At 34.6% G+C, this 20785-nt stretch carries 16 protein-coding genes; 6 read left to right on the plus strand and 10 right to left on the minus strand.

Going from position 1 to position 20785, the window contains the following annotated elements:
• Positions 1–254: 254 nt before the first annotated feature.
• From AB671_RS04350 to AB671_RS04365, 4 genes are all read right to left on the minus strand, one after another.
• Complete coding sequence (locus AB671_RS04350; protein ID WP_228390974.1) at positions 255–1247, minus strand: DUF3810 domain-containing protein; 993 nt, start codon at positions 1245–1247, stop codon at positions 255–257.
• A 61-nt stretch (positions 1248–1308) separates the two neighbouring features.
• Positions 1309–3081: an MFS transporter gene (locus AB671_RS04355; RefSeq protein ID WP_066680028.1), complete on the minus strand. Its 1773-nt coding sequence runs from the start codon at positions 3079–3081 to the stop codon at positions 1309–1311.
• A gap of 48 nt (positions 3082–3129) precedes the next feature.
• Entirely contained in the window at positions 3130–3855 is a 726-nt protein-coding gene (locus AB671_RS04360; protein ID WP_082987230.1) for a lysophospholipid acyltransferase family protein, read from the minus strand.
• Positions 3856–3858: 3 nt separating this feature from the next.
• Positions 3859–4317, minus strand: a complete 459-nt coding sequence (locus AB671_RS04365; RefSeq protein ID WP_066680023.1) for a GtrA family protein — start codon at positions 4315–4317, stop codon at positions 3859–3861.
• A 229-nt stretch (positions 4318–4546) separates the two neighbouring features.
• On the opposite strand from AB671_RS04365, the gene AB671_RS04370 reads away from it, so the two are divergent.
• From AB671_RS04370 to AB671_RS04380, 3 genes are all read left to right on the plus strand, one after another.
• Positions 4547–4810 (plus strand): hypothetical protein, encoded by a 264-nt coding sequence (locus AB671_RS04370; protein WP_066680021.1) that lies wholly within the window; start codon positions 4547–4549, stop codon positions 4808–4810.
• Between the two features lie 86 nt (positions 4811–4896).
• Positions 4897–5748 carry an ATPase gene (locus AB671_RS04375; RefSeq protein WP_066680018.1) on the plus strand — a complete coding sequence of 284 codons (852 nt, stop codon included), beginning with the start codon at positions 4897–4899 and terminating at the stop codon, positions 5746–5748.
• Between the two features lie 318 nt (positions 5749–6066).
• Complete coding sequence (locus AB671_RS04380) at positions 6067–8355, plus strand: NADP-dependent malic enzyme (RefSeq protein ID WP_066680013.1); 2289 nt, start codon at positions 6067–6069, stop codon at positions 8353–8355.
• A gap of 189 nt (positions 8356–8544) precedes the next feature.
• Here AB671_RS04380 and AB671_RS04385 read toward each other — a convergent pair whose 3' ends face one another.
• Positions 8545–8928 carry a DNA-binding protein gene (locus AB671_RS04385; RefSeq protein WP_066680035.1) on the minus strand — a complete coding sequence of 128 codons (384 nt, stop codon included), beginning with the start codon at positions 8926–8928 and terminating at the stop codon, positions 8545–8547.
• A 429-nt stretch (positions 8929–9357) separates the two neighbouring features.
• Between AB671_RS04385 and AB671_RS04390 the strand changes: the two genes are divergently transcribed.
• The 3 genes from AB671_RS04390 (at position 9358) to AB671_RS04400 (ending at position 11498) form a co-directional block, all read left to right on the plus strand.
• A complete protein-coding gene (locus tag AB671_RS04390) occupies positions 9358–9879 on the plus strand; it encodes a hypothetical protein (protein ID WP_066680011.1) in 522 nt (173 codons plus the stop codon).
• Between the two features lie 180 nt (positions 9880–10059).
• Positions 10060–10905, plus strand: a complete 846-nt coding sequence (locus AB671_RS04395) for a hypothetical protein (RefSeq protein WP_157444117.1) — start codon at positions 10060–10062, stop codon at positions 10903–10905.
• A gap of 41 nt (positions 10906–10946) precedes the next feature.
• Entirely contained in the window at positions 10947–11498 is a 552-nt protein-coding gene (locus tag AB671_RS04400) for a hypothetical protein (protein WP_066680008.1), read from the plus strand.
• 42 nt (positions 11499–11540) lie between these two features.
• On the opposite strand, the gene AB671_RS04405 is transcribed toward AB671_RS04400, so the two are convergent.
• The 5 genes from AB671_RS04405 to AB671_RS04425 form a co-directional block, all read right to left on the minus strand.
• Positions 11541–12884, minus strand: a complete 1344-nt coding sequence (locus AB671_RS04405) for an MATE family efflux transporter (RefSeq protein WP_066680007.1) — start codon at positions 12882–12884, stop codon at positions 11541–11543.
• The gene (locus tag AB671_RS04410) at positions 12860–14173 is read right to left on the minus strand and encodes a lysine N(6)-hydroxylase/L-ornithine N(5)-oxygenase family protein (protein WP_066680006.1); all 1314 of its coding nucleotides are present in this window, start codon (positions 14171–14173) and stop codon (positions 12860–12862) included. Before AB671_RS04410 ends, AB671_RS04405 begins: the two co-directional genes overlap by 25 nt.
• Positions 14174–14312: 139 nt before the next feature.
• A complete protein-coding gene (locus AB671_RS04415) occupies positions 14313–16733 on the minus strand; it encodes a GNAT family N-acetyltransferase (RefSeq protein ID WP_066680005.1) in 2421 nt (806 codons plus the stop codon).
• Entirely contained in the window at positions 16711–18228 is a 1518-nt protein-coding gene (locus AB671_RS04420; protein WP_066680004.1) for a pyridoxal phosphate-dependent decarboxylase family protein, read from the minus strand. The genes AB671_RS04415 and AB671_RS04420 overlap by 23 nt, the downstream gene beginning before the upstream one ends.
• Positions 18229–18346: 118 nt before the next feature.
• Positions 18347–20578 carry a TonB-dependent receptor gene (locus tag AB671_RS04425; RefSeq protein WP_066680003.1) on the minus strand — a complete coding sequence of 744 codons (2232 nt, stop codon included), beginning with the start codon at positions 20576–20578 and terminating at the stop codon, positions 18347–18349.
• Positions 20579–20785: the final 207 nt, after the last annotated feature.

Consider the following 20785-nt stretch of genomic DNA (forward strand, 5'->3'; position numbering starts at 1 on the left):
TTTTTTATCAAAATACTTTTGTAATCGATTGTGCACGATATATCAGTAAATCATAATCACGGGAGAAATAAATATTTAAAAAGTTTCAAATCATAAATTTTTCATAAAAATTCAATAAAAAGAGGGGTTGTATTTTGAATTTTAAAAAAAAATCGTACTTTTACAGTGCCTTGAATGAGGGAACAAGTCAAGGTAATAAATTTTTTTTCATCATTTGTGTTTTTAGAATCGTATCGCCTGATACGGTTCTTTTTTTATCCGTTCATACTTTTGTAGCGTACTAAAAGTTCAATAAAATAAGAATAGGTAATCGAACCTTCCTGTTGGTTGCTTTTAAGAAAAAGATTATTGGTAAACCCAAAGAACTCATTAAGAAAACCTTGATGTTCTGTTACAAATCTCTTTTCATTCAAGCGGTCGCGTTTCATTTCTTCGGAATAGTTTTCTAAAGTTGTTTTCACAAAATTTTCATCTTCATTAATGATAGAATTTAATAAACTCTTTAATGTAAAATACTCTGTACTATATCTGAGTTCCGGGTTTTTTGAATGTATACCAATCAGATATCCAATAAAATTAGCTTCTTGCTCTCTTGCAAATCCTAATTGGTGAGCGCTTTCATGAGAAAGTGTAAATGGAAGGTAAGAAGAGGGTAATTCGGCGTTGAATTGAGCTTCTGCAGTAAAAGGATTATAATATCCTAAAATCCCTGTAAAACTCATTGTTTTTCCAAATAAACTGGACTTAAAAGAGTTGATATCGCTGCTCTTTTTTTGACTTAAAAAAGTAGGAAGTATTTTTTGTTGATTTAAAATTTCTTGCTGAATTGCATTTAAATCTTTTATGACAAAAACTCCGTTCTTATCTTCTTTCACAAGCTTTCTTGTTGCTTTCGATTTTCCAAGATATTCTAAAGCTAATGCTTTTCTTGCTTCCAGTGTAACTTCAGTTTTTGGAAGTTTTGCAATGATGGGTGTCTGAAAATAAAGCATTCCCCAAAATATCTGATAGATGAAATAAACAATATTCAGAACAATCAATATTTTAAATAGAGCATTGCTTCTCGTCTTCTTTTTAAAGAGTTTGACGATTAAATAAATCAATAAAATCCCTAATAAAATATACAGTAGATCTCCAAAAGAAAAAGGGATCCCGGTGAATAATAACTGATGGATTTTTTTCTGAAATTCAAATAACTTTTCAAAAAATAAAACTGCAAATTTTAGTTTTGAAAAAGTATAGAACAAAAGAAATTGGGCAAGTAAAATACCCGCCCAAAATCTCTTTTTTTTATATGTTTTTGTAGTATTAATGTGCACCTTCAGATTCTAAAACGTCAACATCAATTCCCTGTTTGCTTAAGGTCTTCTTTGCAAGATAAGCAAATAGGGTAATATAAGCAAAGCAAAGTACCGGGATAATATAAGAACTGTGGATTCCGATAATATCAGAAAGCTTTCCTTGTAATGGAGGGATAATTCCACCTCCCAAAATCATCATTACCAAGAATGCAGAACCTTGAGCGGTATATTTTCCTAATCCTGTAATAGCCAAAGTAAAAATTGATGGCCACATTATGCTGCATGCAAGACCTCCTGATAAAAATGCGTAAATAGCAAAATTTCCGGTGGTCATTAAACCTACAATCATTGCAATAACACCAAAAAGCCCAAAAATAATAAGCGTTAAAGCCGGTTTATTTTTACTCACAAGGAATAAAATCACCTGAATAACAATGCAGATCGCGTAATAATACAGATTAGACATGTCTTTCTGTGCAATAACATTAATTCCAATAATTACTAAGAAAGCAATAAATGGAACTACAATAGTGGCTATCATCTGCTGCTGTTTATTAAGGTTAAAAACGGTAATTGCACCGGTCCATCTTCCAATCATTAAACTTCCCCAATACATCGAAATATAAGGCGCTAAATCTGAAGACTGATGTCCTCCGAATTCAGGCAGGCTTAAAAGTTCACCTAAATTACTTCCGATGGCAACTTCTACTCCCACATAAGCAAGAATGGCAAGCATTCCCAAAACAAGCTGCGGATATTTCATAGCTCCCCATCCTTCAGGATTTTTCTTAGAGCTAGAATTTGCATAAACAAGACATAGAACTACGGCTAACAAAGCACCTCCTAAATAGTACATTCTTGTTTTTTCTAAAGGGTGTTTTACTTCCTGTAATTCCGCTTTTTTAGCGTCAATATTTTGTTGAATATTGGCTATCGTAGCAGCATTGGTTTCAGATTTTTTGTTAGTATCTAACGTGGTTATTTCTTTATTTAAATCCTCAATTTTTATGGCTGCATCAGAATTATAACTTGCAAATACAGGGATGAAACAAAGGATGACCAAAACAGTCATTGCAATCAGATTTTTTCTTGCTTTTCCTGCTTTTTCCATTGGTTCTGTAGAAATTCCGGCGGGTAATTTTTTAGAAAAATGAAAAATTCCTGCGGCAATTAAAAACAATGCTCCAACAGCGGTATATAGTAAAATTACTTTGTCTAAAGCTAAATGTTTAATCTGATCATCATCCACAGTTGCGGTAGTTCCGAAAAGAGCTAAACCCACGATGATAGGACCGATTGATGTTCCAAAAGAGTTGACTCCGCCTGCAAGATTCTGACGACTGGTTCCGGTTTTAGGATCTCCCAACAAAACGGCAAAAGGATTTGCGGCAGTCTGCTGGATAGAAAAACCCAGTGCTACAACGAATAATCCGATCAGCATTCCGTAATAAACATTTGCTTTCACGGCAAGTATCATAATGGCTGCCCCGATTGCGGAAAGGAGAAGACCATAAACAATACTTTTTTTGTAGCCCCATTTTCCAATGATGTCTATGCCTTTGATTGTACTAAATATGAAAAGCAATAATGCTCCCAAAAAGTATGCAGTGTAGAATGCAAAATCAATAAGCTGCGACTGGAACTGATCGAGTGAAAAATAATTTTTACAGAACGGAATAAAAATGCTGTTTCCCGCTGCAATAAAACCCCAAAAGAAAAACACTAAGATAAGTGTATACAATGCAGGGTAATTTGTTGGTTGAGTAGTTGTTTTTGACATATTTGTTAAAAATAAATTCTTAATAACAAATATATATTATTTCTTTGATTAACTATGTTCTGCCAAAGTTTTTTTTATTGTCTCAAAAGCTGACAATTTTAGGTCTTTTGGTGAAGAGGTTGGTTCCAAAATGTCATTGAAAAATACTTTTACTTTTCCGGGATATCCTTTAGAATTATCGAATGGAAACATCTCCTTCAAACCGATAAAAGTGAAAACAGCAATAGGAGAGTGGTGTTTAGACGAAAGCGTAAATGCACCATCTTTAAATTCATCTAACACAATTGAAGTATCATCTGGAACGCCACCTTCAGGAAAAAGAACAATGCTGCTGCCTTCTTCCATTTTTTCGGCACATCTTCGGTAAACATCGGCACGGCTTCTTGCGCTGCTTCGGTCAACCATTACACATATTCTTTTATAAATGGTCCCGAAAATCGGAATCTTCATCAATTCTTTTTTTCCAACATAACAAAGCTGATGATTTGGAAATAAAATGCAGGGAAGCATAATATCCATAATCGAAGTGTGATTTGAAATGATAACGTATTGTGTGTTTTTATCAATCTTCTTATTGGTAAGATTGATGAGTTCATATCTTAAACCCATTCCGAAGAACATTCCGTAACACCAAATTCTAATGAAAACATGGGCATATTTGAATGTGCTTTTCTTTAAAGACAGGATGTATACCGGTAATCCCAGAATAATAGTCAGAACAAAAGCCAATATAATCAGCCAGAATCTCCAGAGGTAATTTAAAATTGTAGTCACAAATCAACCGTTAAATATTACTTTTTTCTTTACAGAATAATTAAGAATAGAAACCAATAAAATAGCAGCAATTTTACTCGTCATTTCCGGACTCAAGGTATAAAAAATTAAATCAATATTATCTTTAAATATAAAACTGTAAAAGATTTGGAAAAAACTTAAACTTAAAATGGTTGAAATAAAAGAAACCACCATAAAGTAGACAAACTCTTTTCGTTTAGAATGTTTTCCACGTTCAAAAACAAACCAGATGCTCAGAAAATAATTAAATAAAATTCCGCAGCTCGTTGAGAAAATATTACTTAGCGGATAATGAATTCCGTGAAAATTTTGTTCTTGAGAAATAGCTTGCGGAAGATAGGTGCTGAATATTTTGAAACTCCCGATTTCCACAATCGCACTGAGTCCGCCCGCAATGATAAATAATAATACCTGTTTATGGCGTAGTAATAATGCTTTCATCTATTTTAATAATATGCAAATTTATAACTATATGTTAAACAGTGAAAAAAGTTGTTAATTTTTTTTTTCGTGTTAAAATAATTTCTAAATTTAATTTTCAGAACGAAAGAAATAGTACCTGATAAAAAATTCATTTTCAACTTTTTCTGTTGATGGTCTTTCTATCTTGTAAAGCACGATGAAAAGAATTTGCACAAATTTTACAAACTACATTAACCCTAATATTTGTATGAAATCTCAAAACAAATACAGAAAATTTCAGCTTCAACAGAAAAATATTGAAGTTTTAGAAAAAGAAAATACCCGTTTCAAAAGGGTATACTCAGAGTACGAAAATATGTCAGACGACCTTTGGAATCTTGAAAATTCAAACGGCGATCCTGTACCCGACGATTTTATCAACGCCATGGTGATGCAAGCCACTTATCTTGAAGAAGAGATAGAAGACTGGTTGATACAGTTTAATCAAAATAAAAACGAAATCAAAAGCTGAACTTAATCATAAATGAAAGTATCTGTACCCGTTTTTGAGGGCTAATTAAAGATAAATTCATAATTTAGCCCTTTAAAATTAGAAATATGGTTGCTATTGTTGATAGTGGTTCTACTAAATCTGACTGGGTAATCTTGGATGACTTCAAAAATGTTTTCTTAAAGACCGAAACCATTGGTTTCAACCCCAATTTTATCAGCAAAGAGCTCATCGTACCCGAAATTGAAAAAAACAATAGCTTACTATCTGTAAAAAATTCAATTACCAAGATTTTTTTCTATGGTTCAGGATGTGGTGTGAAGAAAAACTGCCAAACGATAGAAGAAGAAGTAGGTAAAGTTTTTACCAATGCAGAGATTATTGTAAAAGAAGATTTGTATGCAGCAGCTTATGCAGCCTATAATGGAAAACCAACGATTGTCTGTATTTTAGGAACGGGTTCAAACTCATGTTATTTTGACGGAGAAAATTTAAAGATAAAACTTCCTTCATTAGGTTATCTTATGGGTGACGAAGGAAGCGGAAGCGCCATCGGAAAACAGTTGGTGCGCAGATTTTTTATGCAAAAACTTCCTCAGGACCTACATCTTGAGTTCAAAGAAATGTATGGATTAACGATTGATGAAGCATTGAAAAATATGTATCATACCACCAGACCTAATGCTTACTTAGCCAATTTCAATAAATTTGTGGTCGAAAGAAAAGATCATCCTTACTTCCAGGACATGGTTTTGGAAGAGATGAAAAACTTTTTCGATTATCAGGTTCTTCCCTATGAAGAATCTCAGGATGCCGAGATTAATTTTATCGGCTCTATTGCTTATTATTACGAAAATATTTTACGTTCTGCAGCGTCAGAACTCAATTTAAATGTGGGGCATATTGTACAGAAACCGATCGAAAGCTTGGTTGATTACCACATTAAATATATCTTATAGTAAATAATAAGTTTTAATAAAAAAATAATATATAAATAAATGTCAAATTAAGTAATCAAACTTTTCTAAACGACTTAGGAGTTCGCAGCGTAAAGAAATTTTAAAAAATTCCGTAAAGAAATTTCCACTGTTTGAGTAGCGGCAGAAAATATAATCAGCATCTGAAATATTGTTTCCGCCCGAGTTTGGAAATTTTAGGAAGTTTTTAAAATTTTAGCGGAGAAATCCAGTCTTGAATTTTTGGTTCTTTTGTTTTAAGACAAAAGAACATTTATAACTTCTAATTTGATACATATTAAATAAAAAACAGAAAATTATATGTCAAGTAAAACTCACCGCGACGAAAAAAACTTTAGTCAGGCAGCGTTAGATTATCATAAAGCAGAACCCAAAGGAAAGATTGAGGTAATTCCTTCAAAGCCACACTCATCGCAAAGAGATTTGTCTTTGGCTTATTCTCCGGGAGTTGCAGTTCCATGTATGGAAATTCATCATCATCCTGAAACGGTTTATGATTATACTGGAAAAGGAAATTTGGTGGCGGTTATCTCAAACGGAACAGCAGTTCTTGGTTTGGGAGACATTGGGGCTGAAGCTTCAAAACCGGTAATGGAAGGGAAAGGTCTTTTGTTTAAGATTTTTGCAGATATCAACGTTTTTGATATTGAAATCGACGAAAAAGATCCTGATAAATTTATCCAGATCGTAAAAGGGATTGCTCCAACTTTTGGAGGGATCAACCTTGAAGATATCAAAGCTCCGGAAGCTTTTTATATTGAGCAAAAATTAAAAGAAGAATTAGATATTCCTTTGATGCACGATGATCAGCACGGAACAGCGATTATTTCTGCAGCGGCATTAATCAACTCTCTTCAGATTGCCAATAAGAATATCGAAGAAGTGAAAATGGTGGTAAACGGAGCCGGAGCTGCGGCAATTGCTTGTACCAATCTTTATATTTCTCTTGGTTTAAAAAGAGAAAACGTATTGATGTGCGATAGCAAAGGGGTTATTAATCATAAAAGAGAAAATCTTACTCCTGAAAAATTAGATTTCATCACTCAAACGGATATTGAAACTTTAGAAGATGCTGTAAAAGGTTCAGATGTTTTCATTGGTTTGTCTAAAGGAAATGTGATGACCCCAGAAATGTTGAGCAGCATGACGGAGAATCCAATCGTTTTTGCATTGGCCAACCCGGATCCTGAAATCGCTTACGACTTGGCACTTTCTACAAGAAAAGACGTTATCATGGCGACGGGAAGAAGTGATTATCCTAATCAGGTAAACAACGTTCTTGGTTTCCCATATATTTTCCGTGGCGCATTAGATGTTCAGGCAAAGGGAATTAATGAAGAAATGAAATTGGCTGCCGTTCATGCGATTGCTGATCTGGCTAAAGAACCGGTTCCAGAAGCAGTAATTTTGGCTTATAACGTTAAGAACTTACAGTTTGGAAGAGAATATTTTATTCCAAAACCATTCGATAACAGATTAATTACCAAAGTATCAAGCGCAGTTGCAAAAGCTGCTATCGATAGTGGTGTTGCAAGAAAAACCATCACCGATTTCGAAGAATATGAAACTCAGCTTCTTGATAGAATGGGAAGAGATGAGAAATTGGTAAGAATGATGCAAAACCGTGCAAAAGCTAATCCGAAAAGAATCACTTTAGGAAATGCTGAAGAATATAATGTTCTGAAAGCGGCTCAAATCTTATATGAAGAAGGAATTGCTCATCCTATTCTTTTAGGAGACAAAAAATATGTGAAAGAGCAAATGGAACGTTTCGGGATCAACATTGATGTTCCAATTATCGATCCGAGCGACGACGATCAGAAAGAAAACAGAAAAAAATACAGAGAAACGCTTTGGAAGCTTCGTCAGAGAAAAGGGATGAACGAGTACAAAGCAAAAAGACACGTTCGCCAGCGAGATTATTTTGGTCCTTTGATGCTAAAACATGGAGACACAGACGGGTTGATCATTGGTTTTTCTAAAAATTATGTTTCTACACTAAGACCTGTTTTAGAAGTGATCGAAAAAGATAAAGGGGTTGACAAAGTAGCAGCAATGATGATGATCTTATCTGAAAAGAAACCTATTTTCTTCGCAGATACTTCGATCAACCAAAATCCTACCGCTGAAGATCTGGTAAATATCGCTAAAATGGCAGAGCATACCGTGAAGTCATTTGCTATTGAGCCGAGAATTGCCATGTTAGGTTTTGAAAACTTTGCAGCAATTTCTGATACTTCCAAAAAAGTGGCGAAAGCAGTAAATATTCTTCATGAGAAATTCCCGAAAATGATCGTGGATGGAGAAATTCAGCCTGATTTTGCAATGAATGCGGATCATTTAAGTGATTATCCGTTCTCAAAATTAGGAACAACTCCGGCAAACACATTCATTTTCCCGAATCTTGAATCTGCAAATTTATCTTACAAAATTATCAGAGGAATGAAAGTTGCACAAGTAATCGGACCAATCTTGATGGGACTGAAACAACCGGTTCACGTTTTACAGATGCGTTCAAGTGTTGATGAAATTGTAAACTTGGCAACAGTTGCAGTTTTGGATGCGCAGAGAAGAGAAAGCAAAAAATAAATCCACCAATTTTATAAATAAAAAAACTCCAAATTATTTTGGAGTTTTTTTGTGATGAATTTTAAAAGAATCTTTGTCATTCCGCAGGAATTTCGATATAATTTTTAAAAATATTCAGATTCCTACAGTATGATAAACTTTATAAAAAAGTGGTAGAATTAAATAATTCTGCCGCTTTTCATTTTCATGTTATCCTTTCTTTTGAAAAGTAGCAAGCTTCAGCGCATCTTTAATCATTTTTCCCGGTCGGAAAATGGTCTTTACACTTTCAATGCTCGAAGCATTTACTTCCTCTGCGGTCTCTTTTCCTTCACTGGAACCTCCAGCCTGTAAGGTAAAATATTCTCCTACATAGACAATTTTTCCATCGGCAACATCATCTGCGATTTTAGAAAATGTACTTTCTAATACAGCAAGAATATCGGCTTTAGATACGGTGGAGACTGTAGATGCATATTTGGCGAGATCTGCAAGTGTAGTCTCTCCGTTGCCTACGATATCTGCATAGAATTTCTGTGGTGCATCTGGGTCTTGGGGATTTCTTTTCTGAATAACGTTGAATGTGATCGGCATTTTTTTTTCAATTTTAGTGTTAAACATGTGTTCATTTGTTGAACGAATCTAAACAAAAATATCATTGAAAATCATGTTTGTAGAAAAATATCTACAAAGTAAAATACCAACCTTTCAAACTCAGACGTCTTAGATAAGAAAATGAGACGTGTAATTTGTTTAAGTTAGACGTCTAATATTTTCAATTAAAACGTCTTAATTTTATTGTATGCCTGTATCATTAAAATTAAACTTTTTGCAAAGGGATATTTCTACTGCAATTTTATAGAAGTTTTTCAATTAAATAATACGGTAAACCGTAATATTTAATGCTTTTTTCTCATAATATTTATCACATATTTGTAGAGTTAATAAAAAACATATATTTAACTCCTTAAAAATCACATTTAATTTATGAAAAAAGATCTATTGGTCAGGCTCTGCCTGATAATGAGTGTCGTACTGGCACTTTACTCCTGCCACAACGAAGATTTTGCCAGCCAGGATGCTAATTCTCAAAGAAACCCTGCCGATTTTTTTAAGCATTCTAAAGCCAGTGGTGGCCTTAATGCTAAATCTGGTGTAGATTACATTGCGATTCTTGAAGCATATAATCGGGAAAAAGATTTTCTCTCTACGATGCCTGACCAGAAAGGAATGCCTATATGGGAGAAGATGCAGGTTTTGGATGTTGCAGAAAAGACAGTCTTGTATGTGCCTCTGTCTTCAGATAACACTTCTCTTAGCTCTTTATTATTGATTAATTTGGATGAAAATAATGAAGTGTCTGTACTCAGAAACTTTACCAATGATTATTTGGAAAAGTTTGTCTACAATGTCGAATATCCGGCCAATAAAAGGAAGTTTCTGATGGATACATTTTTACAGATGGACTTTCTGTGTTTTGGGCAACAAACATTTACTAATCTTCCGCTCGACCTCTATGAGGGTGTTACCGATATAATAGGTTGAATATTCTTGAGGTGACGAAAGAAAGTATGATGAGTGGAAAATTTATGTATGGATTTTTGTGCGCAACGGTGCATAGTTGTGCAAACAACTGCACATTATCGACTTGTGATTACAATGATTGCCAGCATGGAGGTAAGTGCAAGGTATGGAAATCATGTGCAAACACTGTAGAGTGGGTAGATGATCACCCATCAAACCCAAGTTGTGGATCTGCTGCGGAGGAGGTGGTGGTGCGTACCTAATCCCAATAATCCCCCAAAACCGAAAGACCCTTGTGCATTAAATACTACTTTTTATAGGGTGATAACTAATTGTCAGGGAGGAAATGGAAACGGGAATGATTTTATTGGTGACCCTTGTGAGATGACAAGAACTTTACTGGAAGATCCTTCTGTGATGGAGAAAGTAGAAAATCTTAAAGAGCAGTCTAAAGTAAAAGGAGATAATAGTAGAGAAAACGGTTTTAATGTAAACCTTGATGGCACAACAAGTGGTATTATTATCGGAGGGAAACATAGTGTAGACTTGGGGAGTACTACAGGGAAACAGGGAGGATATCATAACCATACCCCTGTAGGGATAAAAATGTTTTCACCTCCTGATATTATAAAAATGCTTCACTATGCTTTAGCACAGCCTAACGGAAATATAAGCAATGGTTTCTTGGGTATGGTAGGTTCTGAAGAATGTAATACCTGCCCCGGTGGCTATAAATATCATAATTATATCATAAGATTTTCTGGAACTTTGCAGGAGCTTGGAGGATTTACTTCTCAAAACTTGGATAGGGAAGATTTGATGATAAAATATGAAAAACGCAAATACCAATTATCTACAAATATTAACTATGCAAATTATCAATATGGTCCCTTGAATAGTGATGGATTGGAAAAATTACTTTTTGATACATTAAAAAGTATGGGAATTGAAGGAAAAGTAAATTTACAGAGGATAGAAAATAACGGAACAATACAAAATATAACACAAAATAGCAATGGCACTACATCTGCTACGCCATGTCCATAAAATTTAAAATTAAGAATATGAAAATGATATTTTTTAAAATAATGATAATATTAGGATTAATCGTAAATCTGCTTTCTTGTAAAGCGCAAATATTGCCCTTGAATACATGGGTAGAAAACACTCCTAACAATGCCTATTTAAAAGATCAGGATAATGAATTGATACCTTATGTAGGAGTTTACAAAGCAAATTATAAAGGGAATGAAATTACCTTATTTATTACAAAAGAAGAGGATAAATTAATTAAATATCCTGATAAACAATTTTATCAAGATGTTTTAGTAATAAAATATATTGTAAAGAATTCATCAGGAACAACAATTCAAGATACTCAAAATATAAATCATCAGTCCTATTTTAAGATTACAAGCATGGGAACAATGCCGGAATTAGGAAAAGTTGCTTTAAGTTATAGCGGTACCAATTGTGGCGTTGGCTGGGGACAGATAAACCTTAAAAAACTCAATGCTACACAGATTTCTTGGGATTATTATCCTAATAATACAATTTTAGACGAAGCAACCTGCCCATCGGGTACAGATACAAAGGTTTATTTGCCACATACTAAAAGTTTAATATTTACTAAGCAGTAATATAAAGAGGCTGTCTCAAAAGTGAGATAGCCTCTTTTGCTTTTATGTAAGTTGCATCTTCGGTTTAGCAATACCCTTCCTTAATATAATAAAAGTAGTCACTCCCACAATCACTTCTATTAAAGCACTTCCCCAATAAATACTTTTCACTCCAAAATAATAGGGAAGAATGAGCATTAATGGAATATAAAGAATCAGTTGCCGCAAAAAAACAAGGAAACTCGCTTTTTTACTATCGTTCACTGCAGGATAATAGGAGAGTGCCAAAACAGTAATCGGTAATAAAGGAAGTACAGAGAAAAATAATCTAAAATCCTGAATCTGACTTGTGTTTACCGTATATCCCGGAAGCATTAATCCAATCAATTGTTTCGGAAATAGTAAAGCAATTAAAAAGAAAGGCGAAAGTATGGCAACTCCTGCTAAAATATAAGTTTTTAAAAATTGTCTTGCTCTTTCAAACTGTCCGGCTCCAAAATTAATTCCGACAACAGGCTGTAAACCTCGCATCAATCCAAATAAAGGAGTTAATAAAAACAGAAAAAAACGATTCAAAACAGTAAAAAAAGAGATGTCGTCTTCTGTTCCGTAAGAAGCGATTGCATTAAAAATAATAATACTCTGCACAACTCCCATTACGGATAAAATCATTTCCGGAAGTCCTAATTTTAAAATTCTTTTTCCAATTTCAGGGTGATAAGAAATCGATTTCCAATTTGTTTTGAAAGAACTTTTTGCTTTAGCGTAATAATAAAATCCGAGTAAAGAATAAATCAGCATTCCACAATTGGTTGCCCACGCTGCGCCGGAAACTCCCATTTCTAAAGTCGAAATAAAAATTGGTTTTAAAATAATATCGATGACCAATCCGATTGCAATCATCACTGCAGCGGTTTTCATTTTTCCTTCTGCGCGAATTAGCATATTTAATGCTAAACCGTAAATCCAAAAAATGGTTCCGATCAAAGTAACACGGAAATATTCAACTGCAATAGCTTGTAATTCTCCTTTTGCACCCATCATTGTCATCAGTTCATGAGCAAAAATATAAGCGGGAACTGTACAAATTAATGAGAAAAATATACATAGAAAGTTGAAACTTCCGAAGAGTTTGTATAATTTATCCTGTCTGTTTTCGCCAATCCAAATACTTACCGCAGCACCAGCTCCAATTCCTACCAATCTTCCAAATCCTAAAACAATTTGCGACAACGGAAAAGCCATTCCTACCGCAGCAAGAGCTTTCGTATTAATTAAATAACCAACGAAAATGGCGTCCAGAAAATTATTGATTCCATACAAAACAATCGCCACAACGGCAGGCCATGAAGTTTCCCACATGACCTTTTTTAAGTCACCTTTTAAGATGAATGTTTTGCGATCCATTCTTTTGAGGTATTGAATTGCTGAAAGGCAATGCGTTTTTCTACTTTATAAATTTCTTTTCCAGCGATAGAATTAATGATAATTGCATTTCTGTAAGCACACATTCCCAAGTCCGGAGTGACGAAACCGTGCGTGTGAAGTTCTGCATTTTGCACAAAAATATTTTCTTCATTATCGATGGTGTAATATCGACTTACATCAAACAAACCGTCTTCGTTTCTTTGAATTTGATTTTCAATTCCTTTCAAAAATTTCGGCTCGTTATAGGTATATCCTGTTGCCAAGATCACATAATCTGAAGTATGGGTGAAAGTGGCCTCATCCTGAACATGGGTGAAATTAAGAACATAAGAATTTCCTTCAGGAGAAATAAAATCCAGTTGGCAACTTGGTTTTAATTCTACATGTAAAGGAACATTTCCAACACTCATTTCGTACATCGTATCAAAAATATCGTTGATGAGGTCAAAATTAATTCCTTTGTAAAGCGGATGTTGTTTCGCTAAAATATTTTTACGCTGACTGGATGGCATCTGATAAAAATGGTCAACATATTCCGGTGAAGTCAATTCCAATGTCAGTTTCGAATATTCCATCGGGAAAAAACGGTCGGGTCTTGTAAACCAGCTCATCGATAAATCTTCATCTGTTTCCGGAAGAAGATCCTGAAAAATTTCAGCAGCACTTTGTCCGGAACCGATAATAGAAACCGATCTTGAATTTAAAATTTCTTCTTTGTGATTCAAATATTCTGAAGTATGAATGACATTCGGATAGTTTTTATCTTTCATAAATTCAGGTAACTTGGGCTGAGTTCCTGTTCCTAAAGACAGTTTTTTAGTATAATATTTTTTAACATCATTGTTTTTTAGATCTAAAACTTCGATGATGTAAATTTTCTGAGTTTCGTCAAACGTAATGTTTTCAACCTTTTTTCCGAAAAGACAATTTTCCAATTGATTGGCTGCCCATTGACAATACAGATTGTATTCTTTTCTTAAAATAAAGAAATCCTCTCGGATGAAGAATTTGTACAAACGGTCAGTTTCCTTTAGAAAATTCAGAAAGCTGTATTTGCTTTTCGGATCTGCCATCGTCACCAAATCCGCCATAAAGGGAACCTGTAAAGTAGCGTTGTCAAGCATTAAACCTGGATGCCAGTCAAAACCTTCTGCCTGATCCAAAAAAAGTGAATCGACAGATTTCACAGGTTCTAAAAGTGCAGCCAATCCAAGATTAAAAGGACCAATTCCGATCCCGATGATGTCGTATATTTTGTTGTTTTCCAATGTTTTGTTTTTTGAAATTTATTTTCTGTTAAAAATCCTTCGACTTCGCTCAGGATGACATCGCCAATACTAAATGTTATGATACTTTTTCATGCTGAGCGTAGTCGAAGCCTCTTATTAGTTTGTTAAAGAATTATTATTAAATACTTTTCGCTTCCAGTCTGCTTTCCGGGCATTTTTTCCAATATCCTTCGCGTGTACAAAAAGTAAGATAAGCGGTTTTATGAGGCATTTCAATCACACCTTCACGAGTATACCCTAATTTTGTAATAATTCTATCCGTCGGAACCGCATCAACAGAAGCTTCACCGATACATTTTCCAACTTCAGGAAGCATGAAAATATAATCTAAAGCAACCTGAAATGATTGGAAAGAAAACTTTTTATCTTTCTGAGTTTCCGCAACGAAAAAGTGCGTTCCATAATCGGTTGGAAGTGCATCATAATAAGCTCCCACAACATCTCTCATTGGCCAATAAGGCTCAAAGCTGAATTGTGGAATATCGTTTACATAACCAATAAAACTGTGTTGCTCGTCACTTGGAAGAATCGTTCTGAACCAAAGTTCAAGGTCTCTTTTGGGGCCATCCATTTTCCAGAAAGGTTTTGCATGTTCCCTATTGAACCATTCGTGAATCATTTCAAAATCATTTTCAATGTTGAAAGGACGAATGCTGATGTTTACATTGTCTTCTTCAAAATATCTTGAATAAACGATTTCCTTGGTTTCAGGTTTAATTAATTTATTTGAGAAAAAATATTTATTTAATGGATTTGGTGTATCAAGAAAAACAGCAGGATATTCTAAATTTTCGTCTGCTTCGTTGATGTTTTGTAAACTTGTAATTAAATTTCCTTTCGTGTACCAACTTCTTTTGTTGATGATATAATCTACCAATCCTGTTTCGTCTTCATTTTCAAGTTCTTTAAATGATTTGTAAACCAGATTGATTAATTTTCTTTCATCAGCTAATTGGTTACAGCCTAAAGCATTCACCACTCCTAAAATATTATTGGTCACCAAGTAATACGTGTATTTTGGAGCTAAAGATTCTTCATCAATAATCGACTGGCTTTCATCGGCAATTCCGGGAAGTGCATTCGAAACCAATTCTTTTTTGCCTTCTCTGAAGAAAAATCCCTGATTGTCTCTGAAATAAATTTTTGCTGGAAATCCTTTCTTGTCAAGCTCTATCATTACGTTTTGCTGGTGGAATTCACATGCTAGACCATATTTATTCAAAATTCCAACAATCGGTCTTACGCAGATGTGAAGATATTGTTTAAACCAATCTAAAGCGACCTGTTCTACAGATAGATCAAGATTTCTGGCGGTGTTGACAATAATATTTTGCAATCTCGAAGGCTGACCAAAAATTCCGTCCTGACAAAGAGCTGCCAAAAGCGTTACATTTTTAGTTTTATCTTCGCTCTGAAAAGGATTTCTTCTGATGCTGATATTAAATCCGTTAATTATTTTGTCATTAAATTTCACAGCAATAAAAGCCGGGTCAACCATAAAATTGATTTCAGGATAATCTTTCTGTAGGTTTTTTCCCCAATCGGTTTTTAATAACTGACTAATGTCGTGACCACGATGAAGTTCAGGGTAAAGGTTAATTCTTTCAGAGTTAGTAATTTTTACGTGAAGAGAAAATTTATACATCCATTTACTGTTCTCGCTGTAAACTGTTCTTACCGATGAAGTAGGGGTGAAAAATTCTCCATAATGACCTAAAGCAAACAAAACTCCCTGTTCCTGCATGATCTGAACATCTTCCTGAACCAGCAAATATTCAGCTTCCCAAGGATGCATCGGAACAATTTGATAATCCGGAAATTCATCCCATAATTTTTTATGTTCTGAATTTAAAAGCGGATATATTTTTTCACCTAATTCTTTAGTTACAAACTTGCCGTCTGCATTTTTTTCAATTACATTTTCAGGGTTGATCAAAAAATAGAACAATTGAAACTGTCCTGAAGTTTCCGGAGAATATTTCAATAGATCTTCCTGATTAAAACCTTGCTTCGATTTTGGAACAGGATGTAAAATATGTCCTAAAAGCAATGACTGTTCAGCCTCGATGAAAGACATTTCCAAATCATTCACGGACTTATTATTTTCAATCAAATAATCTAAATAAGTCGTCAAATTTTCAATACTGTTATTCAACCTTTTCAAAACTGTAGAAGCATAGATATCGGAATGAATTCCTCTAGAATATTCTGCGATAAGCGTCATAAAACCGTAAATGTCCACTTCTGAAACTTCATCTGTTTCTAAAACTCTTCTCAAAACCGGAAAATCAAAAAGATGTCTTCCTGTCTCAGAAAAATAGGTAACAGGAATATAAACGTCACATCCTATCGAAGAAAAATCGATTCTGATGTGAAGATTTGTTGGCATTTTTCTTATGTTTTGGGCAATAGCAATATCATATTTAGGGATTCCCAAATAACGGCTCCAGTTGGTAAATTCTCTCATGTAGCAATTGATGAGAGCCGTGTAATTGATTTTTTCTGCGTATTGTTGATTAGTTAACTTCAATGTATTCATTTCCGTATTTTTTTATTGTGATTAAGATTGATTTGATGTCTTCAACCGTTGTTAAAGGATTGAGAATTGTAAATTTTAAGTAAAACTGTCCGTTGACTTTTGTTCCTGCAACGAGAGCATCTCCGTTTTTATAGAGTTGTGATTTGATGTACGTATTGATTCTGCTCAGGTCAAAAGTTTTAAAAGGATTTGCCGAATAGCGGAAAACTAAAGCCGAAATATCAGAACGGTTCAGAAGCTCAAAATGCGGATCATTTTCAAGAAGAATTGCGGCTTCTTTTGCAGTTGAAATAATTCTTTCAATATAATTTCCAAGACCTTTTTTACCGATAATTCTTAAAGTAAACCAAAGTTTCAACGCATCGAACCTTCTGGTTGTCTGAATTGATTTATTAACCTGATTCGGAATTTCATTTTCGTCATGATCTTTTGGATTCAAATAATCGGCATAATGCGTAATTAATGTGAAATAGTTTCTGTCTTTCACCAAAAATCCGCTGCTGCTTACAGGCTGGAAAAAAGATTTGTGATAATCAACGGTTACAGAATCTGCATTTTCAATTCCATTAATTAAATGGCGATATTTTTCTGTTAAAAGCAATCCGCAACCGTAAGCTGCATCTACGTGAAACCACATTCCGTATTTTTTGGCAATGGCGGAAATATTCACCAATGGATCAATATTTCCAAAATCGGTAGTTCCGGCTGTTGCTACAACTGCAATAGGAATATTTCCGTTTTCGATTTCCTTTTGAATGGCATCTTCTAACAAGATACTGTTCATTTTGAAAGATCGGTCGGTTTTAATTTTAATAACTGCCTGTTCGCCCAATCCTAAAATCGAAGCACTTTTCTGAATGCTGAAATGAGCTGCTTCCGAAACAAAGATCCTGAAACGATGAGCGTTTTTAGTTAATCCGTCTTTTTTGATGTTGTGATTAAAATGTTTGATCGAATAATGATCTCTCGCTAAAAGCATTCCCATCAAGTTACTTTGAGAACCGCCACTTGTAAAAATTCCATCTGAGTTTTTTCCGTAACCAATTTCGTTGCAGGTCCATTCGATTAATTTTTGTTCCATTAAAGTTCCACCTGCACTTTGATCCCAGGTATCAAGAGAAGAGTTGATAGAACTGATCAGCATTTCCGCAGCAACTGCCGGAATAACAACCGGACAATTGAGGTGGGCAACATATTTTGGATGATGAAAAGCAATGGCATGTTGTGTATAAAGCGTTCTGACCTCTTCAAAAACCTCTTCATAACTTTGTGGATAACTGTTGAGATCAATGTTTTCAAATTGTTTTTTCAATTCTTTCGGAGAAACTCCACTGAAAGGCTGATTGTTTTCTTCGAGAAATGCAATCACACTTTCCTGTGCTTTTTGCATTACATTTTGGTATTCGTGAATGTTGATATCACAAAATAAGTTCTCCAGATTTGGGAAAAGACTTTCCTTTTCCGAAACCAATTGTTCGGTAATAACTGTGTTCATAAAAATTTTGAGTTGGTGTTTCTTTTTACTTTTTTAATGAGGATTCAATTAAGGCTTAGGCTAAGATCGATCGTTCAAAATTATTTTTCAAACTAAATCTTAGCCTCAACCTCTTATTTTAGTAATTTATCGTGTAGCCTACAGAAAATGTAGTTCCTCGTCCCTGATAAGCAAAGGCTTTTTGTGGCGCTCCGTAGAAAAATACGGAACGCTGTCCCCAAATGGTAGTGTACTGTTTGTTGAAAATGTTTTGTACCCCAAAATTGATGACTCCTTTGTTTAATTTCACATCTCCAACTAAATCAAATAAGGTATATCCATTGATTTTCATATCTGATAGATCGGTGTAATTCATAGAATTCTGCATTTGTAGTCTTAATGAAAAACTTTTTGCATTCCATCCCGTAAAAACCATAAATTTTGATGGGTTTGTAGTATAAACCGATTGGTTTTGCCAGCCTTTATCAACCGTTTCTGTTTCAGACTGCATCACTAAAACGTTTCCTCCCAATTCTAAACCTTGAGCAAATCTATAGCTTACTGCACCTTCAAAACCATAGTTTCGTAATTTTTGATCAAGCAAAGAAATGGTGAAAGCTGCATTGTCGATCTTCAAAGTTTTGTTGGAAAGTGCGTAGAAAACCGATCCTTGAGCAGAAAGTCCTTCTTCGGAAGTTCGGCTGTGTCTGAAACCAAGCTCCATCTGATCAGTTTTAATTCCGCTTAAAGGTTGCTCGGCGATATTCATACTGTTGAGCAAGTTCCAACGGTTGTTGCTCAATTGATATTTTCCGAAACCATAAGATTTTGCTGCATCAGGAACGGCAAATCCCTGAGAGAAATTTAACCAGGTTTGCCAAGAAGGATTAAATTTATACAGTAAACTGGCGTTCAATAAAGTGACATCATAATTATTTTTACCTCCTTTCACAGCATCTGCAGAGTTTCCGTATCCGAAATGCATATAAACCTGCTCTTTGAATCCAGCAAAATCATCCAGTTTTACATTAATCAATTGTTGGCGAATACCTCCTGAAAAAGTTAATTTTTCTGTAATATTCCAATCTGCCTGAATAAAACCTGAAAGAGCAGATGTTTTGGTGTCTGGATATCTTCCTACAAAAGCATCGGTCTGATTCACCAAACCTCCTGATTGTGCACTTTTTTGTGGATTAAAAATTGCCTGATCGCCTGTAAAGTTTTCGAAATCCACATCAACGCCGTACGTGAAATTAAAAGAATTCCATTTTTTGTTTAATACTAATTTTGCTCCGTAAGCATTTGTGTTTCCTCTTGCTGAGGAAAGAAAAACCGGAAGTACAACTCCAGCCGGTGGTTTTGGAACTTCAGCAAACGATGCTCCGAAATCTACTTCTTCGCGTCTTCCGTAAGCTTGTAAAATTAGATTTTGCCCACCCCAAATATTTCTCACATTGTAATTAAGATTGGCCATAAAACGTTCCGTTCTTGGAACAAGATCCGAATCGGCTCCGTCTAAGACATTGATCAAATCAGGATTTTTTGTCGTGAATCCGACAAAATTCTGTCCGAAAGAAAGCCATTTTTTATTTCTTACTTTTGAATTGTAATATTGCAAATCTACATTCAAATCTTGATTTGGAGCCAGTTTTGCGCTAATTCCTCCCAATAAATCAATAGATCTATTATATTGAAAGTCTGCCTGTTTTACATCGGTGATTATTTGGTCGCCGTTGGCATCAAAAGCACCTTCGTTTTGTGTAAAAGCTGCTCCCAATCTGAATTTCACTTTATCGGTTCCGCCTTCTACAGACTGAGCAATCCTTTTATCTAAATCATCTTTGTGAAAACCTGATTTTAAACCTACTGAAGTTTCAAAAGCCAGTTTGTTAGATGTTGGTTTTTTTGTAATAATGTTGATAATTCCTCCTGTAGAATCTCCTCCGTAAATAGAAGATGCTCCGGAAAGAACTTCAATTCTGTCTATATTGAATGGATCGATCGCATCAAATTGTCTGCTTGTGGCTCTTGTACTGTTCAGGGAAATTCCGTTGATCATTACCAAAACATTTCTTCCACGCATATTTTGTGCGTAGTTGGTACGTCCCTGGTTTCCGAAATCGAATCCGGGAATCATATTTCCTAAAACTTCTTTCAAACCTGCACCTCCTCGAATTTGGGTTTGCAGTTCTTTATCACTGATTATCCATACCGTTCCGGGAATATCACTGATTTGTTTAGGAGAACGGGAAGATACCATAATCACTTCGCTAATATTTTTTGTCGTAATGCTGTCTTCTGTAGCCTGAGCATTAGTATTTATGGCTAAAGCTGTAAGCAAGAAAATTGAATACGTGTACTTTCTTTTCATTTTATTTATTTAGAACAATTAAAAATAACGAGGTAAATATAAATTATTATCCCTTGAAAAATCAACGTGACTTTTGTCATTTAAATGCTTCATAACAAATCAAACACGATGTTTTTTAGGTGTGAAACCGATTGACCTTATTTTTGTGCTCTTCTGAGGCAGTCTCGGAATGAGATGATAGAGCGGAAGGATTGACAAATTTTTATA

Origin of the sequence: Chryseobacterium sp. BGARF1, from assembly GCF_001677955.1 — a bacterium.
Classification (GTDB): Bacteria; Bacteroidota; Bacteroidia; order Flavobacteriales; family Weeksellaceae; genus Chryseobacterium.

Bases quoted from the DNA above. Each gene is read 5' to 3' on its own strand.
- AB671_RS04355 (WP_066680028.1), bottom strand. From the start codon at position 3,081: ATGTCAAAAACAACTACTCAACCAACAAATTACCCTGCATTGTATACA.
- AB671_RS04365 (WP_066680023.1), bottom strand. From the start codon at position 4,317: ATGAAAGCATTATTACTACGCCATAAACAGGTATTATTATTTATCATT.
- AB671_RS04370 (WP_066680021.1), top strand. From the start codon at position 4,547: ATGAAATCTCAAAACAAATACAGAAAATTTCAGCTTCAACAGAAAAAT.
- AB671_RS04375 (WP_066680018.1), top strand. From the start codon at position 4,897: ATGGTTGCTATTGTTGATAGTGGTTCTACTAAATCTGACTGGGTAATC.
- AB671_RS04380 (WP_066680013.1), top strand. From the start codon at position 6,067: ATGTCAAGTAAAACTCACCGCGACGAAAAAAACTTTAGTCAGGCAGCG.
- AB671_RS04385 (WP_066680035.1), bottom strand. From the start codon at position 8,928: ATGCCGATCACATTCAACGTTATTCAGAAAAGAAATCCCCAAGACCCA.
- AB671_RS04390 (WP_066680011.1), top strand. From the start codon at position 9,358: ATGAGTGTCGTACTGGCACTTTACTCCTGCCACAACGAAGATTTTGCC.
- AB671_RS04395 (WP_157444117.1), top strand. From the start codon at position 10,060: ATGATCACCCATCAAACCCAAGTTGTGGATCTGCTGCGGAGGAGGTGG.
- AB671_RS04400 (WP_066680008.1), top strand. From the start codon at position 10,947: ATGATAATATTAGGATTAATCGTAAATCTGCTTTCTTGTAAAGCGCAA.
- AB671_RS04405 (WP_066680007.1), bottom strand. From the start codon at position 12,884: ATGGATCGCAAAACATTCATCTTAAAAGGTGACTTAAAAAAGGTCATG.
- AB671_RS04415 (WP_066680005.1), bottom strand. From the start codon at position 16,733: ATGAATACATTGAAGTTAACTAATCAACAATACGCAGAAAAAATCAAT.
- AB671_RS04420 (WP_066680004.1), bottom strand. From the start codon at position 18,228: ATGAACACAGTTATTACCGAACAATTGGTTTCGGAAAAGGAAAGTCTT.
- AB671_RS04425 (WP_066680003.1), bottom strand. From the start codon at position 20,578: ATGAAAAGAAAGTACACGTATTCAATTTTCTTGCTTACAGCTTTAGCC.